This window comes from Streptomyces lavendulae subsp. lavendulae (assembly GCF_002803845.1).
GTDB lineage: Bacteria > Actinomycetota > Actinomycetes > Streptomycetales > Streptomycetaceae > Streptomyces > Streptomyces lavendulae.
The window spans coordinates 3,268,309-3,291,127 of sequence record NZ_CP024985.1 but is presented as its reverse complement, the minus strand read 5'-3'; the positions used below and the strand labels follow the sequence as shown (position 1 = coordinate 3,291,127).

Sequence of the window (22,819 nt, the reverse complement as noted above, 5' to 3'; positions counted from 1 at the left end):
GCCGAGCTGCCCGCGCACGGTAAAGACGGGCGGCGGAGCCAACCGGGAGAACCTGCCTTGAGTCGTGAAACTGACAGTTCGTCCCCCGGGCCCCAGGGGCACGGTGGAGCCGCCTACCCCTCGGGTACGCCGCCGTACGGAACCGGCCAGCACCCGAACACGACTGTGCCATTCGGGCCCGGCGCGACGAGCGCCCCGGAGGAGAACCCTGTGACGTCGAACCCGTCCACGCCCGACACCGACGGGCCGAAGACCGAGACCACCCTGACGACCCGGATCCGGATCAACATCCCGGGTTCGCGGCCGATCCCGCCGGTGGTCGTACGCAAGCCGGTGAAGGGGCCCGCCTCGGGCGGCTCCGCCCCGGAGCGGACCGGGGCCGACCAGGCCCAGGGCCAGACGCCGGCCCAGGCCCCGTCGCGCGGCGGGCCGCAGACGCCCGCCGCCGGACCGGCACCGGCCGCCCGCGCCCTGCCGCCCGGCGGTCCCGCGGGCCGGCCCGCGCCCGACCGGGCCGCACCCGCCCCGGCCGCACCGCCCGCGCCCGCCGCGGAGGAGTCCAGCAACTGGTTCGCCCCGCGCAAGGGCCCCGTGGCCCCGCCGGCCGCCCCGGCCCCCGTGCCGCCGGCCGCCAGCTACGGTTCCGCCGCGCCCCCGGCCGCCCCGTCCGCCGGTGAGGGCTTCGCGCCCCCGCCGCTCCCCTCGCGCCCGCAGGGCCAGCGCCAGGTCCCGCCTCAGGCCCCGCACGGCAGCGGCGCCGGGTTCGCCCCCGCCCCCGCCGTCGGCGGCCCCGGGGTCGGCGCCCCCACGCCCGCGTACCCGGAGTTCGACGGTCCCGGCACGGAGGCCTTCCCGGTCTACGAAGCGCCCGACGGACCGACGGGCGGGCCCGCGCTGGGCACCGTACCCGTGGGGGCCGAGGAGTCCCCGCGCTGGCCCGGCCCCGAGGCCATGGACTTCCCGGCCCCGGTCCCGACGCCCGGCCCCATCACCCCGCCGCCGCCCGGTCCGCAGCCGCCGCGGCAGACCACCCCGGTGCCCCCGCCCGCCCCGGCGGGCAAGAAGCCCGGCAAGCCCGGCAAGCCCGGCAAGCCGGCGAAGCCCGCCAAGGCGGGCAAGGCGGCCAAGTCCGCCGCCCCGGCCGCGCCCGCCAAGAAGGGCCGCTCCAAGGTGGCCCTCCTCGGCGGCGCCGTCGTCGTCCTCGCGGGCGCGGTCTACGGCGCCGGACTGCTGCTGAACCACTCGGACGTCCCCAAGGGCACCACCGTCCTCGGCGTCGACATCAGCGGCAGCCGCGACGACGCCGTCACCAAGCTCCAGACCGCCTTCGGCACCCGCGCCGCGGCCCCGCTGCAGCTCAGCGTGGGCGGCAAGCAGGTCGAGCTGAAGCCCGAGAAGGCCGGTCTGACCCTCGACAGCCAGACCACGGTCCGCAACGCGGCGGGCAGCGACTACAACCCCGTCACGGTCATCGGCTCGCTCTTCGGCGTCGAGCGCACCGCCGAGGCGGTCATGCCCGTCGACGAGGAGAAGCTGCGGGTCGCCCTGCAGGAGCTCGCCGGCACCGCCGGCTCGGCCACCGAGGGCACCATCAAGTTCGACACGGGCAAGGCCGTCGCGGTCCCCGGCAAGTCGGGCACCAGCCTCGACGTCGACGGCTCCGTGGACAAGGTCACCAAGGCCTTCCGCGAGCTGGTCGGCACCGGCAAGGCCGGCGCCGTCCAACTCCCCACCGCCACCAAGGAACCCACCGTCAACGAGGCGGAACTGAACCGGGCGATGAAGGAGTTCGCGGAGCCGGCGATGTCCGCTCCCGCGACCGTCAAGGCGGGCGGCAAGAGCCTGCCCTTCGGCTCCAAGTCCCTGCCCAAGATCCTCAGCATGACCGCCGTGGACGGCCACCTCGTCGAGAAGTACGACCTGGAGGCCCTGAAGGCGACCTACGGGAACACCTTCGACGGGGTCATGATCACTCGGGGGACCGGCGCGAAGACCGCCGTCACCCCGCAGGACGTCGCGGGCGCCCTCGGCAAGGCGCTCGTGGGCAAGACCCCCGCCGAGCGGATCGTCACCATCGAGACCAACGCCAACTGACGCCCCCGCACGCACGGCACGCATGACGCGCGGCCCCTTCCCGGTCCCCGGGAAGGGGCCGCGCCGTGTCCGCACCGTGGTGTCCGCACCTCCTCCGCACCTCCTCCGCGCCCGCCCGCGTCACACCGACCGCATGACATCCGTCATGTCACAGTCACGACCGCCGACACTGCCGGGCGCACCCCCGTACGGGCGATCCTCGATCCATGACGACGACGACCCCGGCGCACTCCGCAGGACCGGCCACCACGGCCGGCCCCGTGGTGAGCTTCCAGAACGTGACCAAGAGCTACGGCCAGGTACGCGCGGTCGACGGCCTCTCCCTGGAACTCCACCCGGGCGAGACCGTCGCACTCCTCGGCCCCAACGGGGCCGGCAAGTCCTCCACCCTCGACCTCCTCCTCGGGCTGCGCCCCGCGGACTCCGGCGAGGTCCGGCTCTTCGGCGGCACCGCCCGCGAGGCCGTCGCCGCCGGCCGGGTCGGCGCGATGCTCCAGAGCGGCGGCCTGATGGAGGAGGTGTCCGTACGCGAACTCGTCGCCCTCGGCTGCTCCCTGCACCCCCGCCCGCACCCCGTGGACGAGGTCCTGCACCGCGCGGGCATCACCGAGATCGCCTCCCGCATGGTCAACAAGCTCTCCGGCGGCCAGGAGCAGCGCGTGCGCTTCGCCCTCGCCACCGCGGGCCACAACGACCTGATCGTCCTCGACGAGCCCACCACCGGCATGGACGTCACCGCCCGCCAGGCCTTCTGGGCCACCATGCGGGAACAGGCGGCCCAGGGCCGCACGGTCCTGTTCGCCACCCACTACCTGGAAGAGGCGGACGCCATCGCCGACCGGGTACTGGTCCTCAACAAGGGCCGGCTCCTCGCCGACGGCAGCGCCGCCGAGATCAAGGCGAAGGCCGGCGCCCGCCGGGTCGCCTTCGACCTCGACGGCACCGTCGACGAGCAGGTGCTGCGCGCCCTGCCCGCCCTGACGGCCTTCGAGCGGCACGGCACCACCGTCAAGCTCCAGTCGAGCGACGCCGACGCGACCGTGCACGCCGTGTACGCGCTCGGTCTCTACCCCCGGAACCTGGAGGTCGCGGGCCTCGGCCTGGAGCAGGCCTTCATCGCCCTCACCGAGGCCGAGGAGGCCACCCGATGAACGCCGGAACGTACCAGCTGATCAAGCTGGAAGTGATCCGCGCCCTGCGCAACAAGAAGTACCTGTTCTTCACCGTGATGTACCCCGCCGCCCTCTTCCTGATGCTCGGCGGCACCCTGAGCGGCACCACCAAGGTCATGGGCACCGAACTGACGATGCCCGCCTTCTACATGGTCGCCATGGCCTCCTTCGGCGCGCTGACCGCCGTCCTGGTGGGCAACAGCGAACGCATCGCCAAGGAGCGGGAGAAGGGCTGGGTCCGCCAGCTGCGCCTGACCGCCCTGCCCGGCCGCGGCTACGTCCTCGCCAAGACCGCCAGCGCGGGCGTGCTCTCCCTGCCCGCCATCCTGGTCGTCTTCGGGGTGGCCGCCGCGGCCAAGGGCGTCCGGTTCGAGGTCTGGCAGTGGTTCGCCCTCACCCTCGCGATCTGGGCCGGCAGCCTGGTCTTCGCCGCGCTGGGCGTGGCCATCGGCTACTGCGCCAGCGGGGACAACGTCCGCCCCATCACGATGCTCCTCTACTTCGGCCTCTCGATCCTCGGCGGCCTGTGGATGCCCACCGCGGCCTTCCCGCAGTGGCTCCGGAACATCTGCGAGTGGCTGCCCACCCACGCCTACGCGGGCCTGGGCCAGGCGATCGAGCTGGGCGGCGCACCGCACGTCAAGGACGTGGCGATCCTCGCCGGGTACTTCGTACTCTTCACCGGTGCGGCCGCCTGGCTGTACCGCAAGGACTCGCTGAAGGCGTGACGCAGAGATGGCAGTGACGGTCGACGACCACGGGGACGCGACGCGGACGAGGGACGGCGTCCGCATCGGGATCCCGCCCGAGAACCGCCGCCAGCACGCCGTGAAGCTGTTCTGGACGGGGCTGTGGCTCTTCTACCTCAGCGCCCCCGTCCTCGACCTGGTCCGCGGCGGACACAGCGCCGGGGCCCGGACCCTCGGGGTCCTCGGCCTCGCCGCGTTCGCCGCCGCGTACCTGATCCTCGCCCTGCGGGCCGGGCCCCGGGTCTTCCTCGGCCGGGTCCTGGTCACGCTCGGCGTCCTCGCGGCCCTGGCCGTCGTCCTGTCGCTGGCCCTGGGCCGCGAATGGCTCGTCCTCTTCGTCTACGTGGCCATCTCCTCGGGCGCCGCCCTGCCCGGGGAGTACTCCCGCTGGACCGTCCCCGCCGCCACCGCCCTGCTCACCGCGACGGCCTTCCTGGTGCCCGACGGCGACCACTACCTGGTGGGGCTGCTGCTCCCGGCCCTGATGGGCGGATTCGCGATGGTCGGCGTCCAGGCGATGCTCCGCACCACCACGCAGCTGAGGGAGGCCCGGGCCACCGTGGCCCAGCTCGCGGCCAACGAGGAACGCCTGCGGATGGCCCGCGACCTGCACGACCTGCTGGGCCACTCGCTGTCGCTGATCACGCTGAAGAGCGAACTCGCGGGCCGGATGCTGCCGGACCACCCCGACCGGGCCGCCCGGCAGGTCGCGGACATCGAGCAGGTCTGCCGGCAGGCGCTGGTCGACGTACGGGAGGCCGTCAGCGGCTACCGGCGCCCCACGCTCCCCGGGGAACTGGCCGGGGCCCGCACGGCCCTGACGGCCGCGGGGGTGACGGCCGACCTGCCGACCGACGCCCCGGGGGAACTCCCGGAGGAGACGGAGTCGGCCCTGGCCTGGTCGCTGCGCGAGGCCGTCACCAACGTCGTCCGGCACAGCGGGGCCAAGCGGTGCACCGTCACCCTGGAGGCCTGCCAGACCCTCGCGGGCCCCGTCATGGAACTGACCGTCCGCGACGACGGCGCGGGCGGCCCCGGCAACCACGGCAACGGCCTGACCGGGCTGACGGAACGGCTGGAGGCGGTCGGCGGCAGCCTGGCCGCGGGCCCCGCGGGCAAGACCGGCTTCCGGCTGTGCGCCCGGGTCCCCCTAGGATCCTCCTCATGACCCCAGCCGCACCGATCCGCATCCTGCTGGCCGAGGACCAGTCGATGGTCCGCGAGGCCCTCGCCGCCCTCCTGGGGCTGGAGCCGGACATCGAGGTGCTGGCCCAGGTGGCGCGGGGCGACGAGGTGGTCGCCGCGGCCCGGAGCCACGACGTGAACGTCGCGCTCCTCGACATAGAGATGCCCGGCATGACCGGCATCGAGGCCGCGGCGGAACTCCGACGCTCCCTCCCCTCCCTCAAGATCGTCGTCCTGACCACCTTCGGCCGGCCCGGCTACCTCCGCGGCGCGATGGAGGCGGGCGCCTCCGCCTTCCTGGTCAAGGACGCCCCGGCGGCGCAGCTCGCCGACGCGGTGCGCAGGGTCCTGGCGGGGGAGCGCGTCATCGACCCCACCCTCGCGGCGGCGGCCCTGGCGGAGGGCGCGAACCCGCTGACGGACCGCGAACGGGAGGTCCTGCGGGAGGCGGACTCCGGCGCGACCAACGCCGAACTGGCGGCCCGCCTGAACCTCTCGCAGGGCACGGTCCGCAACTACCTCTCGACGGCCATCCAGAAACTGGCGGCCCGCAACCGCGCCGAAGCGGTACGCGTGGCCCGCGAGAAGGGCTGGCTCTAGCGGGGGCTCCGCCCCCGGACCCCCGCGCCTCGAACGCCGGCGGGGCTGGATCTTCCAGCCGCGCCGGCGACTGAGGCGGGAACGGAGGAAGGGCGGGTGGGGGACAGCCCGCGCAGCGGCGTCTTCGCCCCCGCTCCCGCCCGCGGGGAGGGTCAGTTCAGGAGGGCGCGGGCGGAGACGGCTTCCGCTCGGATGCGGACCGCCGCATCGGCGTCCACCGCGTCCATCACCTCCGCGTACGCCTCCAGCTCACCCGCCCCCTCCCGGAACGCCCCCCGCTCCACCAGCAGCCGCGCCCGCTCGTACCGCAGCTTCGCCGGATGCGACGGCAGCAGGAGCGCCAGGTCCAGCGCCCACAGCGCCACCCCCGACTGCTCGGGCCGCGAGGAGGCCCACGCCCGGATGTTGTTCAGGATCCGCAGCACGATGTCCAGGGTCCGGGCCGGCGTCCGCGGCCCCGCGGCCAGCTCCGCCGGGCCCGCGCCCAGCGAGGCCCCGCCCGCGAACGGGTCCGCGACGACCCCCTCCTCCGGATCCCCGAAGCCGATCACGAAGTGGCCCGGCAGCCCCAGCCCGTAGACCGGCGCCCCGGCCCGCCGGGCGACCTCCAGCCACACCACCGACAGCAGGATCGGCAGCCCCCGCCGACGCCGCAGCACCTCGTGCAGCAGCGAGGACGACAGCCGGTCGTAGTCGGCCGGGGTGCCGTGGAAGCCCATCCGGCCCCCGAGCAGCTCCGTCACCGCCGAGGCCCACGCCCGCGCCCCCCGCAGCCCGTACGGAAGCATCCCCGCGAGCCGGTCCAGCTCGATCTGCGCCCAGTCCATGGCCCGTTCGTCGAGCGCCGGGTCGGCCTCCGCCGCCAGCAGCAGGCACAGCTGCGCCAGGTCCGGCCGCTCGGCGCGGGCCTCCGCCGCGAACTGCTCCCGCGTCGCCGCGCTCACCGGGCCCCCTCCCGGAAGTGGTGGTAGGCGTGGTGGGTGGCGAAACCCAGCCCGTCGTAGAGGGCGCGGGCCCCCGGGTTGTCGGTCTCCACCTGCAGCCACGCGGCCGACGCGCCCTCCTCCAGCGCCCGCCGCGCCAGCACCGCCATCACGGCCGTCGCGAGCCCCCGGCGCCGGTACCCGGGGTCGACCGTCACGGCGCCGAAGCCCGCCCAGCGCCCGTCCACCACCATGCGCCCCACGGCCCGCCCGCCGCCGAGGGAGGCGAACCACACCGACGGCCCCTCGACCAGCATCCGCCGGGCCAGCTCCGGGTCCCGGACCTTGCCGTAGCGGCCCAGCCAGTCCTCGTCCGGGGTCCGGGTCAGCGTCACGGCGGCCGAGACCGACTCGTCCGCGTCCGCCTCGCCGACCGGCGCGAGCGCCCCGATCCGCACCTCCGCGGAGACCTCGTTGACCCAGCCGCGCCGCTCCAGCTCCGCGCAGAGCAGCTCCTGCGTGCCGGCCGCGCCCGTCGCCGCCTGCACGTACGCCGGAAGTCCGCGTTCCGCGTACCACGCGCTCACCCGCGCGAGTGCTCCGTCCAGGGGTATCCCGGGATCGCCGAGCGGGAGCACCGAGTTGGCCCGCCGGGTGAACCCCCCGGCGGCCCGCAGGGTCCACTCGCCCAGCGCCTCGCTCTCCAGCGGCCGCCAGGCCCGCGCCGTGACCCGCGCGAGCTCCTCGAAGGAGGCCGCCGGACCCCGCCGACGGGCCGGTGCGGGGGGCACGACCTTGCCCGCTACCAGCGAGGATTCCGAAATGTGGACGGACACGCCGTCCTTGCGTGTGATCGTCAGCACACCCTGGTTCCAGGATGTGAGAACCCCGACGGCGTCGGAGAAGACAGGGGGTACCCCGGCCTCGCCCTCCACCCGTCGTACAGAGACTCGTTTACCCACGTCAGCCGGGGTGATACGGATCTCCAGCAGCCCACCGGCAGTGATTTCCACAGCTCTGTCCGCCCCTCCTGTTCGGATCGTGCCCGGGAACGGAGATACTAGGTGCGGGCATCGACGACGCCGCGCTCCCGCGCGAATGGAAAGCCCTACCGAGGAGGAACGAGAGCGTGACCTACGTCATCGCGGAGCCTTGTGTCGACGTCAAGGACAAGGCATGCATCGAAGAGTGCCCCGTCGACTGCATCTACGAGGGCCAGCGGTCCTTGTACATCCACCCGGACGAGTGCGTCGACTGTGGCGCGTGTGAGCCGGTCTGTCCGGTCGAGGCCATCTTCTACGAGGATGACACCCCGGAGGAGTGGAAGGACTACTACAAGGCGAACGTCGAGTTCTTCGACGAGCTCGGTTCGCCCGGTGGTGCCTCCAAGCTCGGTCTGATCGAGCGGGACCACCCCTTCGTCGCCGCACTGCCCGCCGACATCAACGGCGAGCACTGACCGTTCACGGCAGACGCGCCCCTCGGTCCCGTACGGCACTCCCGCCGCACGGGACCGAGCCGTTTTCCCGCACCTCAGAGAGAGCAGAGACCACCGTGGCCGCAGTTTCCGACCGTCTTCCCGCCTTCCCCTGGGACAAGCTGGAGCCGTACAAGGCCACGGCGGCGGCCCATGCGGACGGCATCGTCGACCTCTCCGTCGGCACGCCCGTGGACCCGGTCCCGGAGCTGATCCAGCGCGCCCTGGTCGGCGCCGCGGACTCCCCGGGCTACCCGACGGTGTGGGGGACGCCCGCCCTGCGCGACGCCATCACCGGCTGGCTCCGCGGCCGGCTCGGCGCGAGCGCCGCCGGGCACCGCAACGTCCTGCCCGTGGTGGGCTCCAAGGAACTGGTCGCCTGGCTGCCGACCCAGCTGGGCCTCGGCGCCGGCGACAAGGTGGCCTACCCGCGCCTCGCCTACCCGACCTACGAGGTCGGCGCGCGGCTGTGCGGCGCCGAGGCGGTGGTCTACGACGACCCGACCGAGCTCGACCCGGCCGGCGTGAAGCTCCTGTGGCTCAACTCCCCGTCCAACCCCACCGGGAAGGTCCTCTCCAAGGAGGAGCTGATCCGGATCGTCGCCTGGGCGCGCGAGCACGGCATCCTGCTCTTCAGCGACGAGTGCTACCTGGAACTGGGCTGGGAGGCCGAGCCCGTCTCCGTCCTGCACGACGAGGTCTGCGGAGGCTCCTACGAGGGCATCGTGGCCGTCCACTCGCTCTCCAAGCGCTCCAACCTGGCCGGGTACCGGGCCGCGTTCATCGCCGGTGACGCCGCCGTCCTCGGCGAACTGCTGGAGATCCGCAAGCACGGAGGCATGATGACCGCCGCCCCCGTCCAGGCCGCCGTCGTCGCGGCGCTCGGCGACGACGCCCACGTCGAGGAGCAGCGCGGCCGCTACGCCGCCCGCCGCGAGGCCCTGCGCACGGCCCTGGAGGCGCACGGCTTCCGCGTCGAGCACAGCGAGGCCAGCCTCTACCTGTGGGTGACCCGCGACGAGCCCTGCTGGGACACCGTCGCCCACCTCGCCGACCTGGGCATCCTGGTCGCGCCGGGCGACTTCTACGGCGAGGCCGGCGCGAACTTCGTCCGCGTGGCCTTCACCGCCACCGACGAGCGGGTCGAGGCCGCCGTCAAGCGCCTGGGCTGAGGCCCCGCCGCCCCGCGGCAACCCGAAGGGGCCGGGAGTGCGTACTCCCGGCCCCTTCGGCGTTCCCCGCGGGTCAGCCCCCGAGCGGGAGCCCGCCCAGCGGGAGGGTGCTCACCGGCAGCTGGCCGACGGGCAGGTCCTTCACCGGCAGGTCCTTCACCGGCAGGTCCTTCACCGGCAGCTGACCGGCGACCGGCAGCCCGCCCAGCATCCCGCCCGCACCGTCCGCCACGGCGGCGGCGGGGGCGGCGGCCGGGACGGCACCGGCCACGGTGTCCGCGGCCTGCGTGGCGGCGGAGGCGTCCGGCGCGGTCAGCGAGCCCAGCTGCGGCACGGACTCCAGGCCCGCGGCGCTGGCCGCGCCGGCCGCACCGACCACGGGAGCGGTTCCGGCTGCGAGGAGAAGCGCGGCGCGGGCGATCCGGCTGGTCAGGGGGAGGGACATGATGCTCCTAAGCGGTAGCGGCTGAGTACGCCGTGTACAACCGCTGCCGGGGTGGGTGGAGTTGCGGACCCGGCGGGTAAAGGATCAGTAACGCATCGTTTAATCGGCTTCCGCGACAAACGCATCGGATGCGCGCCCACCAGGCCTTCCGTCCGCTCACGGCCCGTCCGGCCCGGCCGTCCGGACACCCCCGCACGGGTGAGGCCCCGTACGCACGGCCGGTTCCCGCGTCAGCCCCGGCGGGCGACGAAGATCCGCACCTCGTCCGGTGCCGGGTCGTACGGGTCCGTCCCGCCCGCGCTCCGCGGCCGCCAGGCACCCCCGTCGTCGCCCGCGGTCCAGCGCGAGGTGCCGTACGAGACCCGGGCGACCCCCAGTTCGTTCGAACGGGCCACCGCCCAGTGGGCCATCGCCCGGCCCCGGCGCGCCTCGCCCGGCCCGCCGTCCTTGCGCAGCCGCAGGGAGACCTCGGCCTCCGGGACCGCGCCCGGCTTCGCGCGGCCCGCCGCGGCCGGGGCGTGGGCACCGCCGAGGGCCTCCTTGCCGAAGGCCCGGGTCAGTTCCGAGCGGACCTTCTCCGGGTCGCCCGGCTGCGGGGCCGGGCCCGAGCAGGTCAGCGTGGCCGGCGTGGCGCTCTCGCCGAAGGCGGCCGTCAGCACCGTCGCGTCCGGCTCGTGCTTCGCGTAGGCCTGCGGGAAGCCGCTGAGCTGCACCTTCTGCGCGGCCACCGTCAGCGGCAGCCGCGTGTACCCCTTGATCTCGGCGAGCCGGTCGTAGAAGATCCCCGCCGAGTACACCGGGTCCATGATCTGCTCCGGGGTGCCCCAGCCCTGCGAGGGCCGCTGCTGGAACAGGCCCAGCGAGTCCCGGTCGCCATGGTCGAGGTTGCGCAGCGCCGACTCCTGCATCGCCGTCGCCAGCGCGATGGTCACCGCCCGGTCCGGGAGCCCCTTGGAGATCCCGACGGCGGCTATCGTCGCCGCGTTGGCGGCCTGTTCGGGAGTCATCTCGTACGTCTGCACGGTGCCGGGTGAAGTGCCGCCGGCCCCGGTCGCCGTGACCGTGCAATACGGGGCGCCACCACCGGTGGAGGACCGCTGCACGGCGAAGTAGCCGGCCACCGCGAGCAGGACGGCCAGACCCAGGGCCACGCGGAGCGGCCTGCGGCGGCGGGGACGGGAGCGATCGGTCTCGGACACGCGGCCCACCGTACTTGAGGCGTTCGACGCGTCCAGTGACCGGACGGACCCCGTTCCGGCGCATCCCGGGGCGTTAGGGTCGGGTCCATGTCCGAATCCGAGCTGGACCTCACCCTGGACGCTGCCGAGCTGACCGCCCGGCTCGTCGACATCCCATCCGTGAGCGGCGACGAGAAGGCACTCGCCGACCTCGTGGAGAACGCGCTGCGCGGCCTCGCACACCTGACCGTCGACCGCCACGGCAACAACGTCGTCGCCCGTACGCACCTCGGCCGCGCCGAGCGCGTCGTACTCGCCGGCCACCTCGACACCGTGCCGATCGCCGACAACGTGCCCTCCCGCCTGGACGAGAACGACGTCCTGTGGGGCTGCGGCACCACGGACATGAAGTCCGGGGTCGCCGTGCAGCTGAGGATCGCGGCCACCGTCCCCGAGCCCAACCGCGACCTCACCTTCGTCTTCTACGACCAGGAGGAGGTCGCCGCCGACCTCAACGGCCTCGGCAAGGTCGCCGCGGCCCATCCCGACTGGCTGACCGGCGACTTCGCCGTCCTGCTGGAGCCCTCCGACGCCGAAGTCGAGGGCGGCTGCCAGGGCACCCTGCGCGTCCTGCTGCGCACCAAGGGCGAGCGTGCCCACTCCGCCCGCAGCTGGATGGGCGCCAACGCCATCCACGCCGCGAGCCCGATCCTGGCGAAGCTGGCCGCGTACGAGCCCCGCAGGCCGGTCATCGACGGCCTGGAGTTCCACGAGGGCCTCAACGCGGTCCGGATCGAGGGCGGCGTCGCCAACAACGTCATCCCCGACCGCTGCACGGTCACGGTGAACTTCCGCTACGCCCCCGACCGCAGCGAGGCCGACGCGCTGGCCCACGTGCGCGAGGTCTTCGCCGACTGCGACATCGACGAGTTCGTCGTCGACGACTCGTCCCCCGGCGCCCTCCCCGGCCTCTCCCACCCGGCCGCCGCGGCCTTCATGGAGGCCGTCGGCGGCCACGCCATGCCCAAGTTCGGCTGGACGGACGTGTCCCGCTTCAGCGCGCTGGGCGTCCCCGCGGTGAACTACGGTCCGGGCGACGCCCTGCTGGCCCACAAGGTCGACGAACGCGTCGAGACGAAGGCGATCCTGCACTGCGAGGAACGACTCCGCGCCTGGCTGACCTCCTGAATTCCACCTGCCGTCACCTTCGTGCGCCTAACCTGATCCAACGATCAGCAGGAGGGAGCACATCATGGGCAACCCTGAAGGTTCGTCCCGTCGCAAGCCGGAGGAGCAGCAGCTCGGGCCGGTGCTGCGCAGGCGGGGACAGGTCCAGGCGGGCAGCACGACGGACCAGCGGCTGCTGGACTCGGCCGGACCCTCCGAGTGGGTGCACACCGATCCCTGGCGGGTCCTGCGCATCCAGTCGGAGTTCATCGAGGGCTTCGGCACGCTCGCCGAGCTGCCGCCCGCGATCAGCGTGTTCGGGTCGGCCCGTACTCCGGTGGACTCGCCGGAGTACGAGGCGGGCGTACGGATCGGGCACGCGCTGGTGGACGCCGGCTTCGCCGTCATCACCGGCGGCGGCCCCGGCGCGATGGAGGCGGCCAACAAGGGCGCCCGCGAGGCGAACGGCATCTCCGTCGGCCTGGGCATCGAGCTCCCCTTCGAACAGGGGCTCAACCAGCACGTCGATCTCGGCCTGAACTTCCGGTACTTCTTCGTCCGCAAGACGATGTTCGTGAAGTACAGCCAGGGGTTCGTGGTGCTGCCGGGCGGTCTCGGCACGCTGGACGAGATGTTCGAGGCCCTGACCCTGGTGCAGACCCAGAAGATCACCCGGTTCCCGATCGTGCTGTTCGGCACGGAGTACTGGAGCGGCCTGATCGACTGGCTGCGCAACACGGTCATCGCGCAGGGCAAGGCCTCGGAGAAGGACCTCTACCTCTTCCACGTCACGGACGACGTGGACGAGGCGATCGCGCTGGTGACGAAGGAAGTCGGGAAGTAGCTCCCGAACCGTCCCCGGGCGGGAGACCGCACGGGGACGGACCGGCCGCGGCGGCCCCCGGGCCGCGCGGGCCCTCAGGCCAGGCCGCGGCGGGCGACGGCCGGGGGGCGGTGGCCCTTGATCGAGGCCACCATGTCGAGGATCTGCCTGGTCTCCGCCACCTCGTGGACCCGGTAGACCTGGGCCCCGAGCCAGGCCGAGACGGCCGTGGTGGCCAGCGTTCCCAGCAGGCGCTCCTTGACCGGCTTGTCGAGGGTCTCGCCGACGAAGTCCTTGTTCGACAGGGAGACCAGCACCGGCCAGCCGGTGTCCGTCATCTCCGAAAGCCGGCGGGTCGCCTCCAGCGAGTGCCGGGTGTTCTTCCCGAAGTCGTGACCCGGGTCGATCATGATCGACTCCCGGGGGACGCCCAGCGCCGCCGCCCGCTCCGCGAGCCCGACCGTGACGCGCAGGATGTCCTCCATGACGTCCTCGTACGAGGTCCGGTGCGGCCGGGTCCGGGGCTCCACCCCGCCCGCGTGGGTGCAGACGATGCCCGCCCCGTGGCGCGCGGCGACCTCCGCCAGCCGGGGGTCCACCCCGCCCCACGCGTCGTTCAGCACGTCCGCCCCGGCCTCGCACACGGCCTCGCCGACCTCGTGCCGCCAGGTGTCCACGCTGATCACCACGCCCGGGTGGCGGCGGCGCACCTCCGCGACGAAGCCGACCGTGCGCCGGGCCTCCTCCGCCGCGTCCACGTGCTCGCCGGGACCGGCCTTGACCCCGCCGATGTCGATGATCGCGGCGCCCTCGGCGACCGCCTGCTCCACCCGGTCCAGCGCGGGCTCGTCGCGGAAGGTCGCGCCCTGGTCGTAGAAGGAGTCCGGGGTCCGGTTCACGATGGCCATGATCACCGGCTCGTGGGGGTCGAACTCGCGCCTGCCCAGTCGCAGCATCCTGCTCTTTCCTCCTTCGGCGACCCTCGCGCCTCGTCTGCGACCTTAACCTGGTGGCCGGAGTCTCTCAGGGGAGTTGATCGTGTTCTGGTTCTTGCTGATCGCGCTGGTCGTGGTCGTGACCGCGGTCACCCTCGCGGTGGTCGGCGGAGGCGCGGAAGCCGTACTGCCCGAGGCGGAGCCGGACCGGGTGGCCGACGCGCTGCCCGAGAGCCGGCCGGTGGTGCGGGACGACATCGACGCCCTGCGGCTGCCGGTCGCGCCGCGCGGCTACCGGATGGCCGAGGTGGACGACGTGCTGGACCGGCTCGGAGCGGAGCTCGCCGAGCGGGACGCGCGGATCGCCGAGCTGACCGCTGCGCGCGCCCAGGCGCCGGCCGCCCCGGCCGCCCCGGCGGACCGGGTCGACCTCCACAAGGACGAGCGGTGAGCGGCGCGGGGCCGGTGGCCGGCCCGGACGGCGGGCTGCGCTGCCCGTGGGGGCTCTCCACGGAGGACTACGTGGCCTACCACGACACCGAGTGGGGCAAGCCGGTCCACGGGGACGACGCCCTCTACGAGCGGCTGTGCCTGGAGGCCTTCCAGTCGGGGCTGTCGTGGCTGACGATCCTGCGCAGGCGCGAGGGGTTCCGCAAGGCCTTCTCGGACTTCCGGATCGCCTCCGTCGCGGAGTTCGGCCCGGCCGACGCCGAACGGCTGATGGCCGACGAGGGGATCATCCGCAACCGGGCCAAGATCGAGGCCACCCTCACCAACGCGAAGGTGCTGGCCGGCTGGGAGGCGGGGGAGCTGGACGCGCTGGTCTGGTCCCACGCCCCGAAGAAGCCGGGCCGGGCCCCGAGGACCACCGCCGACGTGCCGGCGGTGACCCCGGAGTCCACGGCCCTGGCCAAGGCCCTGAAGAAGGCGGGCATCCGCTTCGTCGGGCCGACCACGGCCTACGCCCTGATGCAGGCGTGCGGCCTGGTCAACGACCACCTCGCGGGCTGCGTCTCCCGCGAGGGGTGAGGCGTCAGCGGCCGAGGTAGCGCGGCGGCTGCTTCGAGAGGAAGGCCTGGACGGCGATGGAGTGGTCCTCGGAGGCACCCGCACGGGTCTGGAGCACGTCCTCCCGCTCCAGGGCCTCGGAGAGGGAGTGCGAGGCCCCGTACGCCAGGGACTCCTTCAGGGCCGCGTAGGCCACGGTCGGGCCGGCGGCGAGGGCGCGGGCCACGGCCTCGGCCTCCGCGTGCAGGGACTCCGCGGGGACCAGGCGGTTGGCGATGCCGAGGTCGTACGCCTCCTGCGCCTTGACGGAGCGGGGGAACAGCAGCAGGTCGGACGCCCGGGAGGCGCCGATCAGGCGGGGCAGGGTCCAGGACACCCCGGAGTCGGCGGTCAGCGCGACGCCCGCGAAGGAGGTGTTGAAGGAGGCGGTGTCGGCGACGACGCGGAAGTCCGCGGCGAGCGCGAAGCCGAAGCCCGCTCCGGCAGCGACGCCGTTCACCCCGGCCACGACGGGCTTCGGCATCTCCGTCAGGGCCCGCACGATCGGGTTGTAGTGCTCGGAGACGGTGCTCATCGTGAGCTTCGAGCCGCTCTCGCGGTCCGCCGCCAGGTTCCCGACGTGCTCCTTGAGGTCCTGCCCCACGCAGAAGGCCCGGGTCCCGGCGGCGGTCAGCAGGACCGCCCGTACCGCGGTGTCGGCGCCGGCCGCCCGGAGCGCGTCGCGCAGGGCGACCTTCGTCTCCGTGTTCATGGCGTTCATCGCGTCGGGCCGGTTGATCGTGACGGTCGCGAGTCCGTCGGTCACTTCGTAGAGCACGCTGTCGGCCATGGCGGGGGTCCCCCTTCGTCGCGGGCTTGGCTACCGGCCGGTACTGCCGGTCCAAGGGTCAGCATGGCGGACTCGGCCGCGGGCGGGCGTGTGATGTGCGTCAAACAAAGCGGAGCCCGTCCGGGGGGAGCAGCGGCGAAGTATCGCAGGCGGCTCCCCGAAATGAGTGGTTTTGGTCGAGCGCGTTGCGCAAGCGTTCCCGGCCGATGTTGGTCATCGGGTCCTGACATGCGGGATAATGGCTGGGAAGCAATGTGTTCGATGCCGGGTACTAGGCGCCTGAACGGGGCCGTCGGCTGACGATGAGCTGGTTTCAGGAAGGGGAACGAGCATGGCGGCCATGAAGCCGCGGACGGGCGACGGCCCGCTCGAGGTCACCAAGGAGGGGCGGGGCATCGTCATGCGCGTACCGCTTGAGGGCGGCGGTCGGCTCGTCGTCGAGCTGACTCCCGACGAAGCGGACGCCCTGGGTGACGCCCTGAAGAAGGTCGTCGGCTGAAGCGTCGGCACCATCTGATCTCTGCACCGCCCCGGCCGCTGCCCGCGTCCGGGGCGGTGTTGCGTGCACCCTCCCGCGGGCGCCGTCCGCACCGCCCGGCGGCGGGCCCGGGGCGCCGCCGGACGGCCCGGACGGCCTAGCGGCGTACCGCGCAGAGGAGGCCGTCGCCGACCGGGAGGAGCGCCGCCTCCAGGGCCGGGCTCTCCCGGACGCTGCGCAGCAGCTCGCGCACCCGGATGACCTCCACCGGCTGGGCGGCGGAGTCGACCGTGCGGCCGTCGGAGAAGACGCCCTCGAAGCAGACCAGGCCGCCGGGGCGGAGCAGCCGCAACGATTCCGCGAGGTAGTCCAGGGACTCGGAGGGGTCCCCGTCGCAGAAGACGAGGTCGTAGCCGCCGTCGGCGAGCCGCGGCAGCACGTCCAGCGCGCGGCCCGGGATGAACCGGGCGCGGTTGCCCGCGAAACCGGCGGCGCGGAAGGCCTGGCGGGCGAAGGCCTGCCGGTCGGGCTCGGGATCCACCGTGGTCAGGACGCCGTCCGGGCGCATCCCGTGGAGCAGGTGGATGCCGGAGACCCCGGTGCCGGTGCCGATCTCGGCGACCGCCTTGGCGTCCGCGGTGGCGGCCAGCAGGCGCAGCGCGGCCCCGGTCCCGGGGGAGACGGACCGAAGGCCCGCTTCCCTGGACCGGTCGCGGGCCCACCGCAGAGCGTCGTCCTCGGCGACAAACGCGTCGGCGAACGCCCAGCTCGTCTGCCGGTTGCCGCTAATGACCCTCTCCTGTCCCCATAGTTGGCGCAACGGTGACTGTATCCGCTGACGTCGGGAACCCGCAGATGGGACCGGGCGTTGGGAGTAACAGAGGCGGGATAGAGGGGACGGCAGCGGGCAGATCGGCGGCCCGGGACCCAAGACCCGTGCAAAGTTACTGCAAAAATGCTTATCCAGAGCTGACGGGAGGGGTGGCTATGGTAGGGGCTCCACTGGACACCACCAGAGCCGATAGGGGAGGTGCGGCTGCGCCTGTGGATCGTGGAGGCGTACTGAGACGTCTCTTCTGGTCGGCGGGTGAGCCGAAATCCGTGACCGACATTGCTGACCGCTTCCACACCGCCACCACCGCAACCTTTGCCGCCGATGCGGGCTCCCAGGCGTGGACCCCTCCCACGTGGGAGGAGATCGTCAGCACGCACAGCGCGCGGGTCTACCGCCTCGCCTACCGCCTCACCGGCAACCAGCACGACGCGGAGGACCTGACGCAGGAGGTCTTCGTCCGCGTCTTCCGCTCGCTGTCCACGTACACCCCCGGCACCTTCGAGGGCTGGCTGCACCGCATCACCACGAACCTCTTCCTGGACATGGTGCGCCGCAAGCAGCGGATCCGCTTCGACGCCCTCGGCGACGACGCCGCCGAGCGGCTGCCGAGCAAGGAGCCGTCCCCCCAGCAGGTGCTCCACGACACCCACTTCGACGCGGACGTGCAGCAGGCGCTGGACACCCTCGCCCCGGAGTTCCGGGCGGCCGTGGTCCTGTGTGACATCGAGGGCCTGTCGTACGAGGAGATCGCCGCGACGCTCGGCGTGAAGCTCGGGACCGTCCGCAGCCGCATCCACCGCGGCCGTTCGCACCTGCGCAAGGCGCTCAAGCACCGGTCCCCGGAGGCCCGTGCCGAGCAGCGGGCCCTGGCGGGCGTCGCGGTGGGCGCCCCGGGCGCCGGGGGAGAGGGCGGAGCCGAGTGAGCGGAGTCAGTCCGTCCCCCGCCGAGCAGCACCTGGGCGACCGGCTCGCCGCCCTGGTGGACGGGGAGTTGAAGCACGACGCGCGCGAGCGGGTGCTGGCGCACCTGGCGACCTGCGCCAAGTGCAAGGCCGAGGCCGACGCGCAGCGCCGGCTGAAGACCCTGTTCGTGGAGAGCGCCCCGCCGCCGCTGTCCGCCGGACTGCTGGCGCGCCTGCAGGGCCTGCCGGGCGGTCTGCCGGGCGCAGGTCCCGACGGGGCCTCCGGGCCCCCGGGAGGTGCTCCCGGCGGTTCGCCGGGAGCCGGTTCGCCGGGTGCCGATCCCTTCGCCTCGTTCGGGTACGCCGCCCCTGCCGCCCCGCGCGAGGGTTTCCGCATCCACGACGTCGGCCGTCCCCGGCGCCGGTTCGCCTTCGCCGCGGCGGGAGCCGTGTCGCTGGCCGCGATCGCGCTCGGAGGTTCGCTGCCGCTGGACCCGGTCGAGCCGAACCTGCGGGGCGACGCCCCCGCCACCCGGCCCGGCCCCTCGGTCCCGCTGACCGACGCCTTCGTGCGCGAGCGGCTGCCCAGCCCCGGCGTCGTCCCCGGCCCGGTCCCGGCCGGGCAGTTCCCCACGCCGACCCCCACCGCGGCGACCGCGGTCCCGGCGACCGCCGTCCCGGCCTCGCTGGCCCGCTGAGGGCGCGCGGCGGAGCCCCGGCGGGAGCCGGGGCTCCGCCGGCGCGCGGCACCTGGTTGAATCTCCGGCAGATGCGCCGCCGTGCGGTGCGCCAGGCCTGCGGGGAGCGTCCATGTCCGACAGTCGCGACAGTCAGCGGAGCGGTCCGGCTCCGTCCTGGTGGAGCCGGCCCGCCGATCCGGCGCCCTCCGCTCCGGCGGACGGCACCGCGCCGCAGGTCCCGGACTCCGGGACGGCCTCCGGGGCGGACTTCGCGGCGGGGCCCGGGACCGGGGAGCCGGACACCGCCCCCGGACCGCGCTACGACCCCTGGGCCGACCGCCCCTTCCACGTGGTGGACCACGGCGGGGAGCGCCGCGCCCCCGGCATCTGGCGGCTGGTGGTCCTCGGCTCGGTGATCGCCCTCCTCGCCGGTGGCGTCGGCGGCTACCTCGGCATCCTCGCCGAGCGGCGCGCCGACACCCGGCTGGAGCTCCCGCAGGCGGCAGCCGACCACAAGGACCGGGCCCCGGAGAGCGTGGCCGGCATCGCGGCCACCGCCCTGCCCGGCGTGGTCACCCTGCACGTCAGCGGCAGCGGCGGGGGCGGCACCGGGACCGGCTTCGTCCTGGACGAGCAGGGCCACATCCTGACGAACAACCACGTCGTCGCCGACGCCAAGAACATAACGGTCACCTTCAGCACCGGCGAGAGCGTCGCGGCCGAGCTGGTCGGCCGCGACGGCGGCTACGACCTGGCGGTCGTCAAGGTGACCGGGGTCCGGGGCCTGCGCCCGCTGGCCCTGGGCAACTCGGAGAACGTCCGGGTCGGCGACCCGGTCGTGGCCATCGGGGCCCCCTTCGACCTCTCCAACACGGTCACGGCGGGCATCATCAGCGCCACCGGCCGCCCCATCACCGCGGGCGGCGACAAGGGCGACGGCAGCGACGTCAGCTACGTGGACGCCCTCCAGACCGACGCCCCGATCAACCCCGGCAACTCCGGCGGCCCGCTCCTGGACTCCCGCGCCCACGTCATCGGCATCAACAGCGCGATCCGCGGCGCCGACAAGGGCGACGACAAGGACAGCACCCGCCAGAGCGGCAGCATCGGCCTCGGCTTCGCCATCCCCGTCAACCAGGGCAAGCGGGTCGCCGAGGAGCTCATCCGCACCGGTCGCGCCACCCACCCCGTCATCGGCGTCACCCTGGACATGCAGTACAGGGGGGACGGAGCGCGTGTGGACTCCAAGGGCGAGGACGGGAAGCCGTCGGTGGCCGCCGACGGCCCCGGGGCGCGCGCCGGGATCCGGGCGGGCGACGTGATCACCAAGGTGGACGGGGTCCGCGTGCACGGCGGGGACGAGCTGATCATCAAGATCAGGGCCCACCGCCCCGGCGACCGCCTCACCCTGACCGTGCTGCGCGACGGCACGGAGCGCACGCTGGAAGTGCAGCTCGGCTCGGCCAGCGGTTCCTGACCCGAACACCGCATGACGCCCGGGTGAATCCGGGAAGAGGACCGCACCGGCGTAGGGGCCCGCAAGGAACGGCGGGTACCGTTGTCCGGGCCCGATGTGGAGAGAGCCGAGGAGCGGCAAGGTGTTCAACGACATAGGCGCACTCGAACTGGTCACGATCGTGGTGCTCGCCATCCTCATCTTCGGCCCGGACAAGCTGCCGAAGGTGATCCAGGACGTCTCCGGCATGATCCGCAAGCTCCGCTCGTTCTCCGACAGCGCCAAGCAGGACATCCGCTCCGAGCTGGGACCGGAGTTCAAGGACTTCGAGTTCGAGGACCTGAACCCGAAGACCTTCATCCGTAAGCAGCTGACCGAGAACGAGGACCTCAAGGAGATCCGCAGCAGCTTCGACCTGCGCAAGGAGCTCAACGACGTCACCGACGCGGTCAACAGCAAGGAGGCGGCTCCCGCTCCGGCCGCCCCCGCCGGCCCCGCCACGCCCGCCGCGGGCACCGGTCCGGACCTGCTGAAGAAGCCTTCCGCCCCGGCCCCCGAGGCCCGTACCCCCTTCGACGCCGACGCCACCTGAGCCACCGCCTGCCCGGCGATCCGGAGTCGGATGGCTATCCTCCATCTGTCCGGACCCAGGACGCCCGAGGGGGGCCGGCCGCTCCGGACCCCACGGAACGAGAGGCCGCCCAGATGGAGACGACGCGCAGCAGCCGGGTGGGTACGCAGCCCGCCGATGCCCTTGACGCGCCCCCGCAGACCGAGCAGCAGCCCCCGGGGCAGGCCCAGGAGGGCACCGCACCCGTCCCGGCGGCCCGCCGGGCGGCGGAGGGGTACCTGAGGGCGGACTTCCCCTGGTACGGGCTGGACGGGGCCTTCACCGGCCCCCGCTGGCTCATGCAGGTCTCCGCGGGCGCCGACGGCACCGTGGAGCACGGGTCGACCGGCCACGGCGACGAGCCGTCCGTGCGCGGCGAGATCGCGACGGGGGAGAAGGAGCGCTTCGCGGTGGTCATCACCGTGGCCAGCAACCCGCTGCGCCGCAGCGGTGACGGCACCGGCGTGCTGGAGGCCACCTCGGTCTCCTCGGCCGCCTGGCTGGCCGGCTCGGGCCTGCTGTCCTACAGCTGGCCGCAGCAGATGGACCACACCCTGCGCGACGACTGGCTGGACCAGCAGACCGAGGCCGCGTGGGAGCTCGCCGACGACCTCGCGGGCCCCGACTGGTCGACGCTGTCCCTGCCGGTGGACGGGCAGCCGACGCCCTTCCACTACCGCGAGTCGGAGTTCGGCTGGGTGCTGGCCGGCTCCACCGGGAGCGGGGTCCACCTGGGCGCGTACGGGCGCGGGATGAGCGCGTACGGGCTGGGGTTCTCGGCGATCGCCGACCTGGGCGCGTACGAGTAGACCCGTACGGCCAGACGCGTACGGGCAGACGGATACGGGAAAGGGCACCGCCGGCGGCGGTGCCCTTCCGTGCCGGGCTCCGTACCGGAGCCCCGCGTCAGAACTTGTTGCGCGGGGTGATCCCCAGCGACATGCCCGACAGGCCGCGGGCGCGGCCGCCCAGCTTGCCCGCGATCGCGCGCAGCGCCGCACCGGCCGGGGAGTCCGGGTCCGAGAGGACGACCGGCTTGCCGTCGTCGCCGCCCTCGCGCAGCCGTACGTCGATCGGGATGCTGCCGAGGACCGGCACGGACGCGCCGACCGTCTTGGTGAGCCCGTCGGCGACCTTCTGGCCACCGCCGGAGCCGAAGACGTCGACCATCTCGTCGCAGTGCGGGCAGGGCAGGCCCGACATGTTCTCGACGACGCCGACGATCTTCTGGTGGGTCTGCACGGCGATCGAGCCGGCCCGCTCGGCTACCTCGGCCGCCGCCTGCTGCGGGGTGGTCACGACGAGGATCTCGGCGTTCGGCACCAGCTGGGCGACGGAGATCGCGATGTCGCCGGTGCCCGGCGGCAGGTCGAGCAGCAGCACGTCCAGGTCGCCCCAGAAGACGTCGGCGAGGAACTGCTGGAGCGCGCGGTGCAGCATCGGCCCGCGCCACACGACCGGGGCGTTGCCCGGGGTGAACATGCCGATCGAGATGACCTTCACGCCGTTCGCCGACGGCGGCATGATCATGTTCTCGACCTGGGTGGGGCGGCCCTCGACGCCGAGCATGCGCGGCACGCTGTGGCCGTAGATGTCCGCGTCGACGACGCCGACCTTCAGGCCGTCGGCGGCCATCGCCGCGGCGAGGTTGACGGTGACGGAGGACTTGCCGACGCCGCCCTTGCCGGACGCGACCGCGTAGACGCGGGTCAGCGAGCCGGGCTTGGCGAAGGGGACCTCGCGCTCGGCGGTGCCGCCGCGCAGCGTGGCCGCCAGGTCCTTGCGCTGCTCGTCGCTCATCACGTCGAGGGTGACGGCGACGGAGCTGACGCCCGCGACCTTCTCGACGGCCTCGGTGACGTTCTTGGTGATCGTCTCGCGCATGGGGCAGCCCGACACCGTCAGGTAGACCGTGACGGCGACGGCGCCGCCCTCGCCGATCTCCACCGATTTCACCATGCCGAGCTCGGTGATCGGACGGTGGATCTCGGGGTCGTTCACCGTCGACAGCGCGTCCAGGATCGCGTCCTGCTCGGGCGCGGCGGCGTCGGCGGCGGAGCTTGTGTCGGTAGCCATGCCCCGATGGTACGGCTCGGTAGCA

The 22,819-nt window shown here is 73.6% G+C and carries 24 protein-coding genes and 1 pseudogene; 17 read left to right on the top strand and 8 right to left on the bottom strand.

All coding sequences use genetic code 11. The features are described from left to right. Window positions 1–57: 57 nt before the first annotated feature. The 5 genes from SLAV_RS42375 (at window position 58) to SLAV_RS13825 (ending at window position 5,800) form a co-directional block, all read left to right on the top strand. Window positions 58–2,094 (top strand): hypothetical protein, encoded by a 2,037-nt coding sequence (locus tag SLAV_RS42375; RefSeq protein WP_030226065.1) that lies wholly within the window; start codon window positions 58–60, stop codon window positions 2,092–2,094. A 206-nt stretch (window positions 2,095–2,300) separates the two neighbouring features. Further along, entirely contained in the window at window positions 2,301–3,245 is a 945-nt protein-coding gene (locus tag SLAV_RS13840; protein ID WP_030226062.1) for an ABC transporter ATP-binding protein, read from the top strand. After that, window positions 3,242–3,994, top strand: coding sequence for an ABC transporter permease (locus SLAV_RS13835; protein WP_030226059.1), 753 nt, complete (start codon window positions 3,242–3,244; stop codon window positions 3,992–3,994). The genes SLAV_RS13840 and SLAV_RS13835 overlap by 4 nt, the downstream gene beginning before the upstream one ends. A gap of 7 nt (window positions 3,995–4,001) precedes the next feature. After that, the gene (locus tag SLAV_RS13830; RefSeq protein WP_051840329.1) at window positions 4,002–5,183 is read left to right on the top strand and encodes a sensor histidine kinase; all 1,182 of its coding nucleotides are present in this window, start codon (window positions 4,002–4,004) and stop codon (window positions 5,181–5,183) included. Further along, window positions 5,180–5,800: a response regulator transcription factor gene (locus SLAV_RS13825; RefSeq protein ID WP_030226054.1), complete on the top strand. Its 621-nt coding sequence runs from the start codon at window positions 5,180–5,182 to the stop codon at window positions 5,798–5,800. Before SLAV_RS13830 ends, SLAV_RS13825 begins: the two co-directional genes overlap by 4 nt. 152 nt (window positions 5,801–5,952) lie before the next feature. Here the strand turns inward: SLAV_RS13825 and SLAV_RS13820 are convergent, their stop codons facing one another. Beyond that, on the bottom strand, window positions 5,953–6,744 hold the full coding sequence (locus SLAV_RS13820; RefSeq protein ID WP_030226053.1) for a transglutaminase-like domain-containing protein: 792 nt from the start codon (window positions 6,742–6,744) through the stop codon (window positions 5,953–5,955). After that, the gene (locus tag SLAV_RS13815; protein WP_030226046.1) at window positions 6,741–7,736 is read right to left on the bottom strand and encodes a GNAT family N-acetyltransferase; all 996 of its coding nucleotides are present in this window, start codon (window positions 7,734–7,736) and stop codon (window positions 6,741–6,743) included. Before SLAV_RS13815 ends, SLAV_RS13820 begins: the two co-directional genes overlap by 4 nt. Window positions 7,737–7,852: 116 nt before the next feature. Here SLAV_RS13815 and fdxA point away from each other — a divergent pair, with 116 nt between their 5' ends. Beyond that, window positions 7,853–8,182: a ferredoxin gene (gene fdxA / locus SLAV_RS13810; RefSeq protein ID WP_030226044.1), complete on the top strand. Its 330-nt coding sequence runs from the start codon at window positions 7,853–7,855 to the stop codon at window positions 8,180–8,182. A 95-nt stretch (window positions 8,183–8,277) separates the two neighbouring features. Beyond that, window positions 8,278–9,372 (top strand): succinyldiaminopimelate transaminase, encoded by a 1,095-nt coding sequence (gene dapC, locus SLAV_RS13805; protein ID WP_030226042.1) that lies wholly within the window; start codon window positions 8,278–8,280, stop codon window positions 9,370–9,372. A gap of 73 nt (window positions 9,373–9,445) precedes the next feature. Here dapC and SLAV_RS13800 read toward each other — a convergent pair whose 3' ends face one another. Beyond that, window positions 9,446–9,817 carry a hypothetical protein gene (locus SLAV_RS13800; protein ID WP_030226039.1) on the bottom strand — a complete coding sequence of 124 codons (372 nt, stop codon included), beginning with the start codon at window positions 9,815–9,817 and terminating at the stop codon, window positions 9,446–9,448. Window positions 9,818–10,047: 230 nt separating this feature from the next. After that, the gene (locus tag SLAV_RS13795) at window positions 10,048–11,025 is read right to left on the bottom strand and encodes a hypothetical protein (RefSeq protein ID WP_037686302.1); all 978 of its coding nucleotides are present in this window, start codon (window positions 11,023–11,025) and stop codon (window positions 10,048–10,050) included. Between the two features lie 78 nt (window positions 11,026–11,103). On the opposite strand from SLAV_RS13795, the gene dapE reads away from it, so the two are divergent. Continuing rightward, a complete protein-coding gene (gene dapE / locus SLAV_RS13790; RefSeq protein ID WP_030226036.1) occupies window positions 11,104–12,183 on the top strand; it encodes a succinyl-diaminopimelate desuccinylase in 1,080 nt (359 codons plus the stop codon). A 64-nt stretch (window positions 12,184–12,247) separates the two neighbouring features. Beyond that, window positions 12,248–13,006: an LOG family protein gene (locus SLAV_RS13785; RefSeq protein WP_030226035.1), complete on the top strand. Its 759-nt coding sequence runs from the start codon at window positions 12,248–12,250 to the stop codon at window positions 13,004–13,006. A 74-nt stretch (window positions 13,007–13,080) separates the two neighbouring features. On the opposite strand, the gene folP is transcribed toward SLAV_RS13785, so the two are convergent. Then, complete coding sequence (gene folP, locus SLAV_RS13780) at window positions 13,081–13,941, bottom strand: dihydropteroate synthase (protein WP_030226033.1); 861 nt, start codon at window positions 13,939–13,941, stop codon at window positions 13,081–13,083. Between the two features lie 76 nt (window positions 13,942–14,017). Here folP and SLAV_RS13775 point away from each other — a divergent pair, with 76 nt between their 5' ends. Both SLAV_RS13775 and SLAV_RS13770 read left to right on the top strand, forming a co-directional pair. Next, window positions 14,018–14,371: a DivIVA domain-containing protein gene (locus SLAV_RS13775; protein WP_030226031.1), complete on the top strand. Its 354-nt coding sequence runs from the start codon at window positions 14,018–14,020 to the stop codon at window positions 14,369–14,371. Continuing rightward, window positions 14,368–14,949, top strand: a complete 582-nt coding sequence (locus SLAV_RS13770; protein ID WP_030226029.1) for a DNA-3-methyladenine glycosylase I — start codon at window positions 14,368–14,370, stop codon at window positions 14,947–14,949. Before SLAV_RS13775 ends, SLAV_RS13770 begins: the two co-directional genes overlap by 4 nt. Window positions 14,950–14,953: 4 nt before the next feature. On the opposite strand, the gene chcB is transcribed toward SLAV_RS13770, so the two are convergent. Continuing rightward, complete coding sequence (gene chcB, locus SLAV_RS13765; RefSeq protein WP_030226026.1) at window positions 14,954–15,757, bottom strand: 2-cyclohexenylcarbonyl CoA isomerase; 804 nt, start codon at window positions 15,755–15,757, stop codon at window positions 14,954–14,956. A 331-nt stretch (window positions 15,758–16,088) separates the two neighbouring features. Between chcB and SLAV_RS13760 the strand changes: the two genes are divergently transcribed. Beyond that, window positions 16,089–16,256: a DUF3117 domain-containing protein gene (locus SLAV_RS13760; protein ID WP_003966491.1), complete on the top strand. Its 168-nt coding sequence runs from the start codon at window positions 16,089–16,091 to the stop codon at window positions 16,254–16,256. 136 nt (window positions 16,257–16,392) lie between these two features. Here SLAV_RS13760 and SLAV_RS13755 read toward each other — a convergent pair whose 3' ends face one another. Next, window positions 16,393–17,055, bottom strand: coding sequence for an O-methyltransferase (locus SLAV_RS13755; protein WP_030226024.1), 663 nt, complete (start codon window positions 17,053–17,055; stop codon window positions 16,393–16,395). A gap of 167 nt (window positions 17,056–17,222) precedes the next feature. Here SLAV_RS13755 and sigE point away from each other — a divergent pair, with 167 nt between their 5' ends. The 5 genes and pseudogenes from sigE to SLAV_RS13730 all read left to right on the top strand — a co-directional run bounded on the left by sigE (window position 17,223) and on the right by SLAV_RS13730 (window position 21,527). After that, complete coding sequence (gene sigE / locus SLAV_RS13750; RefSeq protein WP_078950119.1) at window positions 17,223–17,993, top strand: RNA polymerase sigma factor SigE; 771 nt, start codon at window positions 17,223–17,225, stop codon at window positions 17,991–17,993. Further along, window positions 17,990–18,487, top strand: a pseudogene (locus SLAV_RS13745) (anti-sigma factor family protein); the annotation flags it as partial. The gene sigE and the pseudogene SLAV_RS13745, both read left to right, overlap by 4 nt. A 295-nt stretch (window positions 18,488–18,782) precedes the next feature. Continuing rightward, on the top strand, window positions 18,783–20,129 hold the full coding sequence (locus SLAV_RS13740; RefSeq protein WP_030226017.1) for a S1C family serine protease: 1,347 nt from the start codon (window positions 18,783–18,785) through the stop codon (window positions 20,127–20,129). A 121-nt stretch (window positions 20,130–20,250) separates the two neighbouring features. Further along, window positions 20,251–20,700, top strand: a complete 450-nt coding sequence (locus SLAV_RS13735; protein WP_030226014.1) for a sec-independent translocase — start codon at window positions 20,251–20,253, stop codon at window positions 20,698–20,700. A gap of 113 nt (window positions 20,701–20,813) precedes the next feature. Then, the gene (locus tag SLAV_RS13730) at window positions 20,814–21,527 is read left to right on the top strand and encodes a hypothetical protein (RefSeq protein WP_030226011.1); all 714 of its coding nucleotides are present in this window, start codon (window positions 20,814–20,816) and stop codon (window positions 21,525–21,527) included. A 97-nt stretch (window positions 21,528–21,624) separates the two neighbouring features. Here the strand turns inward: SLAV_RS13730 and SLAV_RS13725 are convergent, their stop codons facing one another. Beyond that, window positions 21,625–22,794, bottom strand: coding sequence for an Mrp/NBP35 family ATP-binding protein (locus SLAV_RS13725; protein WP_051840327.1), 1,170 nt, complete (start codon window positions 22,792–22,794; stop codon window positions 21,625–21,627). Window positions 22,795–22,819 lie beyond the last annotated feature (25 nt).

Bases quoted from the DNA above. Each gene is read 5' to 3' on its own strand.
- SLAV_RS13840 (WP_030226062.1), top strand. From the start codon at position 2,301: ATGACGACGACGACCCCGGCGCACTCCGCAGGACCGGCCACCACGGCC.
- SLAV_RS13835 (WP_030226059.1), top strand. From the start codon at position 3,242: ATGAACGCCGGAACGTACCAGCTGATCAAGCTGGAAGTGATCCGCGCC.
- SLAV_RS13830 (WP_051840329.1), top strand. From the start codon at position 4,002: ATGGCAGTGACGGTCGACGACCACGGGGACGCGACGCGGACGAGGGAC.
- SLAV_RS13825 (WP_030226054.1), top strand. From the start codon at position 5,180: ATGACCCCAGCCGCACCGATCCGCATCCTGCTGGCCGAGGACCAGTCG.
- SLAV_RS13800 (WP_030226039.1), bottom strand. From the start codon at position 9,817: ATGTCCCTCCCCCTGACCAGCCGGATCGCCCGCGCCGCGCTTCTCCTC.
- dapE (WP_030226036.1), top strand. From the start codon at position 11,104: ATGTCCGAATCCGAGCTGGACCTCACCCTGGACGCTGCCGAGCTGACC.
- SLAV_RS13785 (WP_030226035.1), top strand. From the start codon at position 12,248: ATGGGCAACCCTGAAGGTTCGTCCCGTCGCAAGCCGGAGGAGCAGCAG.
- folP (WP_030226033.1), bottom strand. From the start codon at position 13,941: ATGCTGCGACTGGGCAGGCGCGAGTTCGACCCCCACGAGCCGGTGATC.
- chcB (WP_030226026.1), bottom strand. From the start codon at position 15,757: ATGGCCGACAGCGTGCTCTACGAAGTGACCGACGGACTCGCGACCGTC.
- SLAV_RS13760 (WP_003966491.1), top strand. From the start codon at position 16,089: ATGGCGGCCATGAAGCCGCGGACGGGCGACGGCCCGCTCGAGGTCACC.
- sigE (WP_078950119.1), top strand. From the start codon at position 17,223: ATGGTAGGGGCTCCACTGGACACCACCAGAGCCGATAGGGGAGGTGCG.
- SLAV_RS13740 (WP_030226017.1), top strand. From the start codon at position 18,783: ATGTCCGACAGTCGCGACAGTCAGCGGAGCGGTCCGGCTCCGTCCTGG.
- SLAV_RS13730 (WP_030226011.1), top strand. From the start codon at position 20,814: ATGGAGACGACGCGCAGCAGCCGGGTGGGTACGCAGCCCGCCGATGCC.
- SLAV_RS13725 (WP_051840327.1), bottom strand. From the start codon at position 22,794: ATGGCTACCGACACAAGCTCCGCCGCCGACGCCGCCGCGCCCGAGCAG.